Raw genomic sequence first — 14,628 nt, 5'->3', positions numbered from 1 at the left:
AGTGTTTTTTTATTTTGAGATTAATTGGTTAGTTCCAAATAAAGTATTTTAATATAAATCTGCTTCCCATCTTTTTCCCAGATGTCAAACATGCCATCTTTGGCCGGCTTTGAGCTTCTTTTATAATACTGTCCTACATTCAGGATGTTGAGCAGGATATATTCGTCCCCTACAGAATTGACAATATAAGCTGTCTTTTCAGATTTCCCATCTCCTGAACCTTTTATGCCTTCAGTAAGTGCACGAAACTGATTCAGGTGATGGATAAAGTTATTTCCATCCTTTAAAGAATCATATGCTCTGAGTAGGATAAGCAAAATGTCCAGGTTGGTAGGATCTTTGTCATACAATGCTTTTCCCTGCTTGATGCAGTCTGCAAAGTTATTCTGCTTAAAAGCATCCACAAGATTTTTAAAGCTGTCTTCTGATGTGCTTATCTTATCATTTCTGAAGTTTCTTCCGTAGTACAGATATTGTGATTCTATACTGTCTAAAGACTTCGGATATCCTTTAAATTTAAAAATAAGTTTCTCGTAATTGTATGGAGAATCAGGATTTTTGAGACTTTTCTCAATAGCTTTTAAATCAATTTTTGATTTCTGGCTGAACCCAAAAACCGAAAACAGTAGGAATAAAAGGAAAAAGTGATATTTCATTAATTGTTGCTTTCTTCTTCCTCATCATCGAAATATTCGAAAAGGAAATCATTGTACGGGAATCTGGAAATATGAATTTTCATGACCTCATCGTAGATCATTTTCTTCATTTCCGGGAAATTTTCCTTCGTTAAGGCAGAAATGAAAACCGTTGGGTATTTTGATTTTGCCATCCATGTTTTTTTCCATTCTTCCAGTGAAATATTTTTACGGGTTGAAGGTGTAAGATCATCTTCATCCTTTTTCTCATAGCTGAAATCATCAATTTTATTGAAAACCATAATCATTGGTTTCTGATGTGCGTTGATTTCCATCAGGATATGATTTACAGATTCAATATGATCTTCAAAACTTTCATGAGAAATGTCTACCACATGAATCAGAAGATCTGCTTCACGAACCTCATCCAGAGTAGATTTAAATGATTCTACCAGCTGAGTAGGTAATTTCCTAATGAATCCTACCGTATCTGTAAGAAGAAACGGCAGATTTCCGATCACTACTTTTCTTACTGTGGTATCCAGTGTTGCAAATAATTTGTTTTCTGCAAAAACTTCAGATTTTGAAATAGAATTCATCAAAGTAGATTTTCCTACGTTGGTATATCCCACCAGAGCGGCACGAACTACCTTTCCACGGTTGTTACGCTGGGTAGCCATCTGCTTGTCAATGGTCTTAAGTTTATCTTTCAGTAAGGTAATTCTGTCACGGATAATACGACGGTCAGTCTCAATTTCGGTCTCACCAGGACCTCTCATCCCAATCCCCCCTTTCTGACGCTCAAGGTGGGTCCACATTCTTGTTAATCGTGGTAAAAGATATTGATACTGGGCTAATTCTACCTGAGTTCTTGCGTAAGAAGTCTGTGCTCTCTGGGCAAAAATATCAAGAATAAGGTTGGTACGATCAAGGATTTTAACTTCCATTTCTCTTTCAAGGTTTTTAAGCTGTGAAGGTGAAAGTTCATCATCGAAAATGACTGTTCCTATCTCGTTTTCTTTTACGTATTCTTTTATCTCAATGGCTTTTCCGCTTCCGATAAAGGTTTTGGAGTCAGGCTGAGTCAGTTTTTGGGTAAAACGTTTTTGTACGGTTGCTCCTGCTGTGAAAGCTAAAAACTCAAGTTCATCTAAATACTCCGTCAGTTTTTCTTCGTCCTGATTCTGGGTAATAACACCCACCAGGACCGCTTTCTCATAGTTATGTTCTTTCTTTTCTAGCATTAAGTTCTGTCTATGTTTATGATTTTTACAAGTTAATATTTTTCAGAAAAAAAACAAAATCAATTTTTATTTAATAACATATTTTAATATAAATTTAAGTTAGCTGATGGAAGATGTATAAAAAAACCATAACTTTATATAATAAATTTCTGATTTTTAATCATTTAAATTAAAAACTAATCTCCGGAATATCATGATTACGCATATCAGATGTATGATTATTGATGATGATGAACTGGACAGGCTGGTTCTTCAGCATTATATCAGGCAATATCAGAATATTGAAGTTGTTGCCTCTTTTGACTCTGCAGAAAAGGCTATTCCTTATCTTGACCTCCCTATTGATTTTCTCATTACCGAAACCAATTTAGGCGGCATGAACGGACTAGAATTCAGAAAACTGGCTCACAAGATCCCCGCGTGTATTTTCGTAAGCTCTCATCCTGAGCTGGCAGCGGGCGCCTTTGAAATCAATACTTTAGATTTTATTACCAAACCCCTTACGGCAGAACGCTTTCATTACTCTATGGAGAAGCTTTTTGATTTTTTTGAAGTAAAGGAAAAATGCGCCTGCTATGATGCCATGATAGGTGAAAACTGCATTAAAATAAAAGAAGGTGGACATATTTTCCAGATTAAAATGAAAGATATCCTGTACCTGGAAGCTCTGAAAGATTATACAAGGATCATTACTCTTGAAAAAAAACACTGTATCTTAAATTCCCTGGGAAACCTTCTGCAAAAAAACTGTTTTGATTCCTTTGTCAGAATCCACAGAAGCTATGCCGTCCCCCGCCATCTTATCCGTGGTAAAAGCTGTCATGAAATAGAACTTACCCATCAAATAAAACTACCTATCGGCCGAACCTACAAGGATAATCTCTCCTTTTTCAATCCTTAAAAGTTTATACAAAAACCCAGCGTTCATTCATAAAAATGCCATTGGTCGATTATTTCTGCCGTTGGTCTATTTTCCTGTCATATGATTGAGATAGGTACTAATTTAGTCTTCCCAAATTCCCCTCAGAAAACACATTAATCACCAAAAACTGTTATCCATGGAAAGAATATCTATTTACTGTATTATTCTGTCTGTCTTTTCCATCCCCATACTGCACGCTCAATCTGCAGTGTTGGCAACCGGATTGGATGCATCAGCAGCTAATGGTTTTGTTTCTTACAGCGTAGGCCAGACGGCCTATCTGGAAAAAGGAACAGGGCAAGTACTGGAAGGCGTTCAACAGCCTTACGAAATCATCACCCTTACCACTATTGAAAATCCTTCTGAATTGTCTGGCATTTTGCTATACCCTAATCCTTTCAGGGATTATCTGTATCTGGATTTCACCTCAAATAATTTTAAAGGATCAGAATATCAGCTCTTCGATGGCCAGGGAAAACTGGTAAAAAAAGACAAGATTTCACAATCAAAATCTGAGCTTAATTTCTCCTCACTGTCTTCCGCTATGTACATCATCAGGATTACGCAAAATGGAGAAAATATTAAAACTTTCAAAGTCATTAAAAAATAAAACGCCATGAAAAAAATATTATCACTGTTCTGGATCCTGACCGGTTTCTTCATGGGACTGTCTCAGGCTCCGGAAAAAATGAGCTACCAGGCTGTCATGAGAAATGGTTCCGGACAACTTTTAGCCAACCAGGCTGTTGCTGTGAAAGTAAGTATTTTACAGGGATCACCTGCCGGAGCCGCAGTTTACTCTGAAAGACTTACCGGAAACACCAATGCTAACGGGCTTATCAGTCTTGAAATAGGAACGGGAACTGTACTTACCGGAACATTCTCTACTATTGACTGGCCTGCGGGAAGCTATTATTTAAAAACAGAAACAGATCCTGCCGGAGGAACCAATTATACCATATCAGGAACCAGCCAGTTACTGAGTGTTCCTTATGCCATGTATGCCAAATCTGCCGGTGGAGGAGGAGGAAGCTTCACAATCCCCTATACCAATACCGTCAATAATGCCTCAACTTTATTTTCATTAACCAATGATGGTGACGGAACATCTCTGGAAGGCAATAATAGTACTACAACTTCCAATATTGCAGCAGTACGAGGTGTTGTTACCAATACAGCACCTGGGGGTTTTTCTTCAGCTGTTCGTGGAATCAATAACGGTACCGGAGGATTAGGCATAGGAGTTTATGGAAGCCAGGCCGGAAGCGGCTGGGGTGTATATGGTGTTACTCCAAATGGTTTAGGAGTATATGGTAATGCCAGCGCCAACGGAACCGGGGTTTATGCCAACAGTAATACAGGAACCGGTCTTACTGCTACCAGTAATAACGGAATTCCTGCAAGCATTTCAATTTTCAACAATGCAAATAATAATGTTGCCCTCAGTGCATCCAGTGTAGGGAATGGTACGGTTATAAATGTTACCACTTCAGGAAACGGAGCCGGAGTAAGAAGCTCTACAGGAGCAGGATTCGGACTGCACGGAATAACTTCTGCACAGACTTCTGCCGGTGTCGTAGGTGATAACAACGGAGGAGGCGAAGCAATAGTGGGTAGAACTACCAGTGACATTGCCGGAGCCGTTGTGGGAAGAAATGACGGAGGCGGATATGGTGTGAGAGGTTTTGTTGCCACCAGCACATCCGGAACCGGTATCGGTGTTTACGGACAGGTAGGAATAAACAACAGTACCGGACGTGCCGGAAGATTTGAAAATTTCAACAATACAAATATTGATGCCAATACTTTTGAAGTGACATCTAACGGAAATGGAAACATCCCTGATAATACCAAAGGTAATGCTGCTTCTTTTATACTCAATAATACCAATAGTGTGGGAGCAGCGGTAAGAGGGGAAGTCAATACTATTTTCGGGAATTTCGGGGCGGCCGCTATTTTTGGAGTTTCTTCAGGTACCGGGGGACGTGCAGGTTTATTTTATGCATCAAACCCTGCCGGAAACGGAGCTTCATTAATTGCGCTTACAGACGGGAACAGAAATGCGATCACTGCCAATGCGGGTAAAGACGGAAATGGAGTCGAGACCAATATTGATGGAGCCGGAAATGCCCTCTATGCATGGGTTCCTTCTTTTTCTACAGGACGTGCCGGAAGATTTGAAATTTTCAACGACGCTAATACAAGCGATGTCATAACAGTGAAGACAGTGGGAAACGGTATAGCAGGGAACTTTAAGGTAGATAAAGTGACCGGAACTTCGGCTGCGGTAAGAGGTGAAGTCAATTCACAGTTTGCCAATTTCGGTACAGCAGGAATTTATGGAGTATCTTCCGGAACCGGAGGATATGCAGGGTTATTCCACGCTTCCAATCCTGCCGGAAATGGCCCTGCACTGATTGCCATTGCAGATGGTAACGGTAATGGTATCACCGCCAATGCCTCAAATAGCGGAGACGGAGTGGAAACTACGGCAGACGGAACAGGAAATGCCATTTTTGCATGGGTACCTAATTTCGGTAATGGCCGGGCTGCAAGATTTGTTAATTTTAATACGGCCAATACAAACCCGCCTCTTACAGTAGAAACCCATAGCAACGGATCTATTGCGGTATTTAAATCTGGAAATCCAGGTACAGTGAATGTGGCCAGAATCAATTCTGCCGGGCAGGGATTTTTTAACGGAGGTACACAAAACAGTGGTGCCGACGTTGCTGAAGCATTTGATGTAAACGGAAACATTTCTCAGTATGAACCCGGAGATATTCTTGTAATCTCAACCAGCGCAGACAGAACCGTTGAAAAGTCTTCAACTCCCTATTCAAATCTTGTTGCCGGAGTGTATGCCACAAAACCTGGTGTACTTCTCACAGAGGAAAATATTGAAACTGATATTTCCAATAAAGCTCCCATGGGAGTCATTGGTGTCATTCCTACCAAGGTATGTCTTGAGAACGGAAAAATAAAAAGAGGTGACTTATTGGTAACTTCATCTAAGCCAGGTGTTGCAATGAAAGCCAGTATTAAAAAGGTAAAAATAGGACAAGTCATCGGAAAAGCGCTTCAGGATTATGACCAGAAAGAGATCGGAAAAATTCAAGTATTAGTCAACATAAAATAAACCGTCATGAAAATAGCATATATTATCCCGTTATTATTTTTAAGCACCATTATCTATGCTCAGGAAAATAAAAAGGTCGCTCCTAAAGAAGAAGATCAGACACTGGTTGTAAAGCAGGCACAGGAACAGCAGGCTAAACTCATGCAGGAAGCTAAAGAAAATAATGAAAAAACTAGTGTAAATACCGGACTCCCTTCTGATCATGGTCTTGCTGTTAAAAAACAGGATTCCAAACCCAAAGCTTCTTCCGGTAATTCGGGAAATCTTCTTCCCAATACGGCAAGTCTTGAAGACATCAAAAAAACAATTCCCAACAGACAGGCATATCACAATATAAATTCTAGGAACACAAAAGCGACTGTTACCAGGCTGCCCAACACAGCAACTCTGGAAGAAATAAAGAAAACTATCCCTAAAAACTAATAACTCTCAAAGCTAATAACCGCAAAAAAGCTGATAACCAAACTAGATTTTTCAAACAAAGAAGTCCGCCAAAGAGCGGACTTTTTATATTAATGCCTGGCTATTAATCCCAATCAGCAGCTACAAATTTCATTGTATGACCGTGATCATCGGACAGAGTAAGGAAATGTCCTTCGACAGAATACCTGGTCATGGTTTCAATTTTTTTCTGAAAAGATGTTTCAAGATCCATATCCTGGCAGGCTTTCATCGTACTGACTCCTTTTGAAATCTTTACCTTTCCTCCTTTTTTAAATTCAGATATAAAAGACATCTGATTACATCCCATATAGGCACTCCCCTGAATTTTACCATCAACAATAGCAGCCGTAAGATTCATTTCTGCTTTGTGGGCAATAAGCTGATCTTTTGAAAAACCATCTAAAGAAATCAACATCCACTGCCTTTGGAGAGATGGGTTTTTATCCGGTATTGCAGAGCAATTCAAAACAACTCCTAAAATTAAAACTGCAAAAAGTGGTAATAGTATCTTTTTCATGCGGACTATCATCCCATTTTCGTACCATTCCGGGACAGAATCTCGTAAAAATTAGTAAATTAGCGACACAAAAATTATTTTATAAAATGAAAAGACTATTTCTACTATTCACTTTCTTACTGGGCTTTGCTCAGATGAGGGCGGATGAGGGGATGTGGCTGCTAATGCTCATCAAAAGACTTAACGGTGTTGATATGCAAAAAGAGGGTCTGCATCTTACGCCTGAAGAAATTTATTCAGTGAACAATTCAAGCTTAAAAGATGCGATCGTAAGTTTCGGTGGTTTCTGTACAGGAGAGATTGTTTCTGATAAAGGACTTATATTCACCAACCACCACTGTGGTTACGGTGCTGTTGCTGCGGCTTCCACACCGGAAAAAGATTATCTGAAGAACGGTTTCTGGGCAATGAAACAGAAAGACGAATTCAATGCAAAGGATCTTTATGTAAGATTTTTAGTAAGAATGGATGATGCTACCAAAAGAATCACATCCAAGCTAAACAACAATATGACCGGAGCAGAGAGAAAAGCTGTTATTGATGCTGAGACTAAAGCCATCCAGACAGAAAACTCTGAAAACGGAAAATATACTGTAGTAGTAAAAGATTTCTTCAACGGAAATGAATTCTACTATTTCGTGTACCAGGATTATAAAGATATCAGATTGGTAGGCGCTCCACCTTCATCATTAGGAAAATTCGGAGGAGATACAGACAACTGGGAATGGCCAAGACATACTGCGGACTTTACGGTTTTCAGAGTGTACGCTGATGCTGCAGGAAACCCTGCTGAATATTCTCCAAGCAATACTCCACTGAAGCCTAAGCATTTCCTTCCGGTTTCTCTTAAAGGAATTAAGCCTGGTGATTTCTCAATGATCTTAGGATACCCTGGAAGAACAAACCGTTACCTTACTTCTTACGGAATTCAGCAGATGGTAACCAAAGATTATCCGGCTTGGGTTGAAGCTTCTAAATTGGCTATGGATGTCATGAAAAAGTACATGGATAAGGATAAGGCAACTCAACTTAACTATGCTTCTCAATATGCTTCAGTAGCTAACTACTGGAAAAACAGACAAGGAACTATTGACGCTGTAGAGAAAAACGGAACTATTTCTGACAAGCAAAAAATTGAGGAAACGTACAACAGATGGGCTGCAATGCCAGGAAATGATGAGTATAACGGAGTTTTAGAAGATATCGCTATCTACTACAAACAAGTTTCTGACAGAAATGTTGAAAGAAACTATGCTACTCAGTTTACAAGAAATGCCAAATATATTACCCTTGCGGCTCAGGTAGGATCTGTTCTTAAAGCGTATGCTGCTCAGGATATGCAGGGAAGATTAGCAATGAAAGCTAAAACTGAAGCGGCAATAAAAGCGGCTTATGAAAACTTCAATCCAGCTTTGGAAGGAGAAATGCTTGCTGCTATGACCAGCCTTTACCAGGCAAGAGTTAAAAACCCGGACGTTGCTTCTGCTACTATTTTAGGATTGGATGCCAAGACTGTTTCTAATCTGGCATATTCTTCAATCTTCGCTAATAAAACTTCTGCTACGAATTTCTTATTGAATCCGGATGCACTGAAGCTTGATGCTGATCCGCTTTGGAAAGCAGCTAACGGAATTGTTGCTGATCAAAAGATAAGTACAGAAAGATTCGTTAAAATAGATGACAACTTTGCAAAAAACAACCGTCTGTTCTTAGCTGGTTTAATGAAAGCTATGCCTGAGAAAAAGTTCTATCCGGATGCCAACTCTACAATGAGATTAACTTACGGTACAGTAGATAAGTTACCTATCAGAAATGACAGAAACTATTTCGGGATTACTGATAACTACTATACAGATATGACTGGTCTTGTTGGAAAATACAAGAAAGGTGATGAAGAGTTTGATCTTCCTCAAAGAGTAATCGATCTTTATAACCTTAAAGATTTCGGACAGTATGCTGATGCTGCAGGGTATATGCCTGTAAACTTCCTTTCTAACAACGATATTACAGGTGGAAACTCCGGTTCCCCGGTAATTGATGGTGACGGAAACCTTATCGGTATCGCTTTCGACGGAAACAGTGAAGCATTAAGCGGTGATATCGTTTTCGAACCTGAATGGCAGAAAACAATCAACGTAGACGTTCGTTTCGTTCTTTGGACAATTGATAAGTTTGCAGGAGCAAGAAGATTAATTGATGAGTTGAAACTTGTAAGAGGAGAAAACACTCCTGCTGATACAAAAACTAAAAACTCAGGGACAACAACAATGCCTAAGAAAACTAAAAAATAATCTTATCTGATATATTTTTAAAAACCGTGAAATTACTTTCACGGTTTTTTTATTTTTGACTATTAAAATATTTTATCATGAATCCTAAACCTATTGAATTCACAGCTATTATTCAGCAAAACGGAGAAATGGATGCTGCGTTTGTAGAATTTCCGTTTTCTACGGAAGAATTGTTTAATAAAAAAGGACAGGTAAAGGTTAAAGTCTTGTTTGATAATAAAGTTGAATACCGCGGAAGCTTGGCCAAAATGAAATCCGATTGCCATATTTTAGGTCTGACGCAGGAAGTCAGAAAACAGCTTGGTAAAACTTTCGGAGATGAGGTTTCTGTTGCTCTTATGGAAGATAAAGAAGAAAGAGTGGTTGAAATTGCAGATGATATTGTCTCTGTTTTTAATGAAAATCCTGAAGCAAAGACGTTATTCGACAAAATGAGTTATACCCACAAAAAGGAATATATCCGCTGGATAGAAGAGGCTAAAAAACCTGAAACAAGAGAAAACAGAAAGATAAAAATGATTCAGATGATTTTAGATGGGAAAAAGGGGATATAAATCATTCTGTTTTCAAACCCGAAAGCCGTACATTCAAAAAAATTGAATAAAGAAAATATTTTTTGTCAGGTTCTTAAAAAGTAGCCGACTATAGTTACAAATATCATTTATAACTATAAAAAATTACTTTTATGAACAAGTTTATTTTTAGAACATCGGTTTTAGCGGCAGCTACTCTAGCTGCATTTACTCTTTCTTCGTGCAGTGATTCGGATAATGACACGATGACAGAAATGCCTTTTCAAAAAACTATCACTTTTGAAAATGTGGTAACTCCTAAAGATTTTGTAGAAAGCGGAAGTTTTCAGGGAACAGGAACGCCTCCTATTATTCTGCCCGGACAGTCTGTCTCTGTTACATTCAGTGCAGGAAAAACACAGGCTTTAATGTTTGCCACCATGTACGGGGCTTCAAAAGACTGGTTTTTTGCTTCCCAGCAGCCAGGTATCAAACTGTTTGATGCCAACGGAAATGCTATCACCGGAGATGTTTCTTCAAGTGTCCGATTATGGGATAACGGAACGAAAGATGATACAACAGGACAGGCAGAAAGCAAGCCTATTATGCAGGTTCCTAACGTAAATGCTTCACAGCTTATGAAGCTTAATCTTGCTTACAATGATGTAACCTCAGAATTTACGCTCACCATTACCAATACATCTGGCGGAACGGCTAATGAAACTCCTTTTTCTCCGGGAGTATGGGCAGTTTCTAACTACAATGGCTCCCAGTTGCTTAACAACGCTCCTTTTTTTACTCCTAATGCTTTATCAAATCCGGAAATCACAGATATTGCCCAAATGGGGAATATCAGTAAAATGATGGTGAAACTGAATGCCAACACAGGGATTATGACCGGCCTCTCTCCTGCTTTGGTAGTTGTTTACCGTGGTGACAAAAATCCTATTTATGAATTAGGTCAAACGGACAGCGGAATGGGATTGAAAGATATTGCACAGTTTGGAAATGTAAGCAAGCTTCAAAACAGCCTTAAATCTCTCTCTGCCGTGAGAGGTATATATGTTGCCGGGAACGCTCCTGTAGCACCGGGAAGCAAAGTAACAACAAGCTTTAATGCTGAACCAGGGGACAAAATAGCTTATGTAACCATGTTCGGGTTTTCCAATGACTGGTTTTATGCCAATGAACAGAGCATTGATGCCAATACCAAGGGAGACATCAGTTCAAAAACTGCATTATTCGATTCCGGAACAGGTATTGACCAATATCCGGGAGCCGGAAATCATCAGGCATTATTCGGCGGCACTCCACAGAGTGAAAATAAGATTATTTCAAAAGTAGGAACCCACTATCCTGTTCCCGCTGTTCAGAATGTGATTAAAGTAACCGTGAATTAATTTTCAGGCTTAAAAGATCATACAATTAAAAATTCCAGGCACAGCTGCCTGGAATTTTAATATCAGTAATATTATTCGACCGGAATTCCCAGGTATTTTAAATAGGAATCCAGTATTTTTTTATCAAATACCGACTCCTGAATTCCGGAACCTTCCAGAAATCGGATCACATTGGAACAATCCCATATATAGGTATTCTGATAAAGCTCTACTGTTGATAAGCCCTCATGCATATTGTCCCTGAAAAGGCTTGTTAGTGGGTACAAACGGTTTTTACTGTCATCCTCCCACTGTTTTCGCCATTCTTTGTAAGGAAGACCTTTCAGTGTAAACGGATAATACTGTTTCATCAATCCGAAGAAATCTTCCAGCGTAAGATTTGTTTCCGGCCGGGCAATTAAGTTGAACTTCTTGCCTATCGCTTCTTTATTCTTTGTGATGTGAGCCATTGCTTTGGTCATATAATCTACCGTGATGAGTCCTTCTCTAAGCTCTGTTAAAGCAGGATAAGACTGGAACTCTATACAATTTTTCACTAATCCTGACCACCATTGATAGGATGCACTTGCTCCTGTTTCGCTGTGGCACATTGCATATCCCAAACGATAGGTGATTAACGGAAGCCCTTCTTTAGCCGCTAAATCAGCTACGGCTTCCATTACCCATTTGCTTCGTACATACCCAATATCTTTACTTACAGACATCAGGTTCTGCTCAATATCATCAGATTCGAGCATTACTGTTTTTCCTGTAAATATATGTCCCCAGCTATATACTGAGATTGTGGATAACAAAGCAAGACATGACGTTCTTTCTGCTCCTGCCAGCTTTATGATTTCTCTTAATCCTTCTACATTCGGGGCTTTCATATAGGAATAAGGTTCAATGAAGTTTACTGAACTACCGGAATGGTAGATCAAATCAACCTGTTTTGCCAGCCTGGTGAATATTTCTTCAGACAATCCTAAAGAGGGTAATGCAAGATCTCCTATCACAGGAATAATTCTCGGTCTCTGTTCTTCTTTATAAGGAATATTGTATTGTTTAAAACATCTTCCAATCTTTTCCATTGCAGCAAATTCATCCTGGGCTCTCACAAGACAATAAATATCTGCTTCTGTAGTATCCAGAAGCTCCTGCAAAAGATGGATTCCTACAAATCCTGTAACTCCGGTCAAAAATATTGTTCCGGGGTTTTCTATCTGCCCCGGATCAAATCCTCCCGCAAAGACAGTTCCGGGAGCCAGATAAACATCGTTCTGTAATTCAACATAAGGCTCTACATCTTCTGCCGGAACGGTGTCTCTCATTTCTCTGGATCTGGCTATAAGAACTTCTGACAGCTGCTGTAATACCGGATACTGATAGATATCCCGCAGATAAACCTTTACATCAAGTTTCCTTTGTAAAGTAACAGCAACGGCTGCTACCAACAGGGAGTTCCCTCCGATGTCAAAAAAGTTATCTGTAATATTGATAACAGGGCGTTCCAATGCAGAAGACCAGACATCTACAATAATCCTTTCAGTTTCATTGGTTGGCGGTTCAGATGAAATTACGTCTTTTGCTTCCTGATCAGCCAGTTCCTTTAATGCATTGGTATCTGTTTTTCCATTGGCTGTTAACGGAATGGCATCTATAAAAATAATCTGGGCAGGAATCATATAACCTGGAAGCTCTTCCTTCAATGCATTGCGTACTGAAGAAATATCTGTTGTTACATCTGGTTTTAATACAACAAAAGCAATCAGGTATTTGGTGCTTCCTTCTGTTTCCTTTCCAATGACCACAGCTTCCTTGATCTCTTTCTGGCGGATCAGTGAACGTTCTATTTCTCCCAATTCAATCCTGAATCCGCGAATTTTCACCTGATTATCAATCCTTCCCAGAAATTCAATCTCACCATCCGGTTTCCATCTGGCCAGATCTCCTGTACGATAAAGCTTTTCTGTTTCCCTGAACGGGTTGGTAATAAACTTGGAATGAGTAAGTTCTTCATTATTAAGGTAGCCTTCTGCTAAAAGGGTTCCGCCAATACATAATTCTCCGACAGCTCCTACCGGCAGCAATTCCATATTTTCTCCCAGAATATATGCTTTTGCATTGGCAATGGGCCTGCCAATAGAGGAAACATATTTCCCGTTGATATCCTTCACTTTTTTGAAGGTAGCATATACGGTACATTCGGTAGGACCGTAATAATCTATTAGTTCATAGCTTAATTCCGTAGTAAGCACCGGCTTCAGCTTTTCTCCTGCTGTAAAGAGATATTTTAATTTGAGGTCATTATAATTCCGGGTAAGATCTACTACAGAAGGAGCAAGAACCGTAGGTACAAAACCATGGGTAATATGATTTTTTCTATAATAATCTACCAATGCCTGAGCCTCTGTTCTATCCTCATTATCTGCAATAAAAACGGTTGCTCCTGAAGTAAGCGCCGACCAGACTTCCCATACTGAGATATCAAATGCCAATCCTGCAACAAGAGTTAGTCTTGAACTGTGATCCACATGAAAATGATGGTTATGCCATGTTACCAGATGCTGTATAGCCTGGTGGCTTATCATTACTCCTTTCGGATTTCCGGTTGATCCTGATGTATAAATTGTATAGGCAAGGTCTTTCTGTTGAATTTTAATCTCAGGATAATGTGAAGGTAAATGATCGAGGTTTTCCATGCTGGTCAGATCAAATACTTTTTCTTTTCCGGATTCAGATAAGAGATCTTTAAAGCTTTGATTGGTAATAATAAGATCTGAAGAAGTGTCGGAAAGAATATATTCTACTCTTTTCGCCGGGTAAGATGGATCAATAGGAACATACGCAGCTCCCGTTTTAATAACACCAAGAACTGCAACAATCCATTCTAAAGAACGGTCGAGCCAGACAGGAACATATTGTCCTTCTTTAACACCCTTTTTTAATAAGAAGTTAGCTACCTGGTTGCTTCTCTGGTCCAGATCCCTGTAGGTAATTTTCTGCTCCTGATATACAGCAGCTGTTTTATCTGCATGAAGGATTGCCTGTTTCCGGAAAAGGGATTCCAATGTTTCTTCATGATGATAATCCCAGCCGGTTTTATTGAATCCGTTTAAAAGTTTTTCTCTGTCTTCTGATGACAGTAATACAGCCGAACCTATTGATTGGGCTTCTGATGAGGGAATTGTGTTTGACATGGTAATAAATTTTGATTGGCTTAAAAATTAATAATCAATAGCTTTCATCCTCTGTAAAGTAATTTTAAATGAAAATGAAATAAGGACACAACCGGGTATAAGGTATAACCACAGTTTATGTACTAAATGTGTCTTCATTATAGTTGCAATAAATGATACAGAGTCTTAAGCGATCTACTCAGTGAGCAGAACGTAAACAGCGTTCAAACGTTATTTATGACATTCGGAAAAAAGAAAGAATATATTGTGGATATTCTTCGGCAATTCAATGCAAATTTCTATTCGGTATTTAAAAATTTGATTTTCATAATGTAATATTTTTGATAATATGGCAACCAAACTTAA

Annotated in this window: 11 protein-coding genes; 7 read left to right on the top strand and 4 right to left on the bottom strand. The window is 39.1% G+C overall.

Features of this window, described 5'->3' with window-relative positions; translation table 11 throughout:
• Positions 1 to 20: 20 nt before the first annotated feature.
• Positions 21 to 656 (bottom strand): DUF4919 domain-containing protein, encoded by a 636-nt coding sequence (locus EL165_RS16645; protein WP_002982309.1) that lies wholly within the window; start codon positions 654 to 656, stop codon positions 21 to 23.
• Positions 656 to 1,879, bottom strand: a complete 1,224-nt coding sequence (gene hflX / locus EL165_RS16640; RefSeq protein ID WP_002982307.1) for a GTPase HflX — start codon at positions 1,877 to 1,879, stop codon at positions 656 to 658. Before hflX ends, EL165_RS16645 begins: the two co-directional genes overlap by 1 nt.
• A gap of 193 nt (positions 1,880 to 2,072) precedes the next feature.
• Between hflX and EL165_RS16635 the strand changes: the two genes are divergently transcribed.
• From EL165_RS16635 to EL165_RS16620, 4 genes are all read left to right on the top strand, one after another.
• Positions 2,073 to 2,780: a LytR/AlgR family response regulator transcription factor gene (locus EL165_RS16635; protein WP_041461963.1), complete on the top strand. Its 708-nt coding sequence runs from the start codon at positions 2,073 to 2,075 to the stop codon at positions 2,778 to 2,780.
• A 157-nt stretch (positions 2,781 to 2,937) separates the two neighbouring features.
• Positions 2,938 to 3,411 (top strand): T9SS type A sorting domain-containing protein, encoded by a 474-nt coding sequence (locus EL165_RS16630; RefSeq protein ID WP_002982301.1) that lies wholly within the window; start codon positions 2,938 to 2,940, stop codon positions 3,409 to 3,411.
• A 6-nt stretch (positions 3,412 to 3,417) separates the two neighbouring features.
• Positions 3,418 to 5,940 (top strand): beta strand repeat-containing protein, encoded by a 2,523-nt coding sequence (locus EL165_RS16625; protein WP_002982298.1) that lies wholly within the window; start codon positions 3,418 to 3,420, stop codon positions 5,938 to 5,940.
• A 6-nt stretch (positions 5,941 to 5,946) separates the two neighbouring features.
• Positions 5,947 to 6,363 (top strand): hypothetical protein, encoded by a 417-nt coding sequence (locus tag EL165_RS16620; RefSeq protein ID WP_002982295.1) that lies wholly within the window; start codon positions 5,947 to 5,949, stop codon positions 6,361 to 6,363.
• A gap of 103 nt (positions 6,364 to 6,466) precedes the next feature.
• Here the strand turns inward: EL165_RS16620 and EL165_RS16615 are convergent, their stop codons facing one another.
• A complete protein-coding gene (locus EL165_RS16615) occupies positions 6,467 to 6,901 on the bottom strand; it encodes an META domain-containing protein (protein WP_041461962.1) in 435 nt (144 codons plus the stop codon).
• 86 nt (positions 6,902 to 6,987) lie between these two features.
• Here EL165_RS16615 and EL165_RS16610 point away from each other — a divergent pair, with 86 nt between their 5' ends.
• The 3 genes from EL165_RS16610 to EL165_RS16600 all read left to right on the top strand — a co-directional run bounded on the left by EL165_RS16610 (position 6,988) and on the right by EL165_RS16600 (position 11,104).
• Entirely contained in the window at positions 6,988 to 9,192 is a 2,205-nt protein-coding gene (locus EL165_RS16610; RefSeq protein WP_050791163.1) for a S46 family peptidase, read from the top strand.
• Between the two features lie 77 nt (positions 9,193 to 9,269).
• The gene (locus tag EL165_RS16605; protein ID WP_002982286.1) at positions 9,270 to 9,746 is read left to right on the top strand and encodes a YdeI/OmpD-associated family protein; all 477 of its coding nucleotides are present in this window, start codon (positions 9,270 to 9,272) and stop codon (positions 9,744 to 9,746) included.
• A 131-nt stretch (positions 9,747 to 9,877) separates the two neighbouring features.
• Positions 9,878 to 11,104, top strand: coding sequence for a spondin domain-containing protein (locus tag EL165_RS16600; protein WP_002982283.1), 1,227 nt, complete (start codon positions 9,878 to 9,880; stop codon positions 11,102 to 11,104).
• A gap of 71 nt (positions 11,105 to 11,175) precedes the next feature.
• Here the strand turns inward: EL165_RS16600 and EL165_RS16595 are convergent, their stop codons facing one another.
• Positions 11,176 to 14,283, bottom strand: a complete 3,108-nt coding sequence (locus EL165_RS16595; protein WP_002982281.1) for a non-ribosomal peptide synthetase family protein — start codon at positions 14,281 to 14,283, stop codon at positions 11,176 to 11,178.
• Positions 14,284 to 14,628: the final 345 nt, after the last annotated feature.

Source organism: Chryseobacterium gleum (assembly GCF_900636535.1).
GTDB lineage: Bacteria > Bacteroidota > Bacteroidia > Flavobacteriales > Weeksellaceae > Chryseobacterium > Chryseobacterium gleum.
This window is presented reverse-complemented; position numbering and strand designations above follow the sequence as displayed.

Bases quoted from the DNA above. Each gene is read 5' to 3' on its own strand.
- EL165_RS16645 (WP_002982309.1), bottom strand. From the start codon at position 656: ATGAAATATCACTTTTTCCTTTTATTCCTACTGTTTTCGGTTTTTGGG.
- hflX (WP_002982307.1), bottom strand. From the start codon at position 1,879: ATGCTAGAAAAGAAAGAACATAACTATGAGAAAGCGGTCCTGGTGGGT.
- EL165_RS16635 (WP_041461963.1), top strand. From the start codon at position 2,073: ATGATTACGCATATCAGATGTATGATTATTGATGATGATGAACTGGAC.
- EL165_RS16630 (WP_002982301.1), top strand. From the start codon at position 2,938: ATGGAAAGAATATCTATTTACTGTATTATTCTGTCTGTCTTTTCCATC.
- EL165_RS16625 (WP_002982298.1), top strand. From the start codon at position 3,418: ATGAAAAAAATATTATCACTGTTCTGGATCCTGACCGGTTTCTTCATG.
- EL165_RS16620 (WP_002982295.1), top strand. From the start codon at position 5,947: ATGAAAATAGCATATATTATCCCGTTATTATTTTTAAGCACCATTATC.
- EL165_RS16615 (WP_041461962.1), bottom strand. From the start codon at position 6,901: ATGAAAAAGATACTATTACCACTTTTTGCAGTTTTAATTTTAGGAGTT.
- EL165_RS16610 (WP_050791163.1), top strand. From the start codon at position 6,988: ATGAAAAGACTATTTCTACTATTCACTTTCTTACTGGGCTTTGCTCAG.
- EL165_RS16605 (WP_002982286.1), top strand. From the start codon at position 9,270: ATGAATCCTAAACCTATTGAATTCACAGCTATTATTCAGCAAAACGGA.
- EL165_RS16600 (WP_002982283.1), top strand. From the start codon at position 9,878: ATGAACAAGTTTATTTTTAGAACATCGGTTTTAGCGGCAGCTACTCTA.
- EL165_RS16595 (WP_002982281.1), bottom strand. From the start codon at position 14,283: ATGTCAAACACAATTCCCTCATCAGAAGCCCAATCAATAGGTTCGGCT.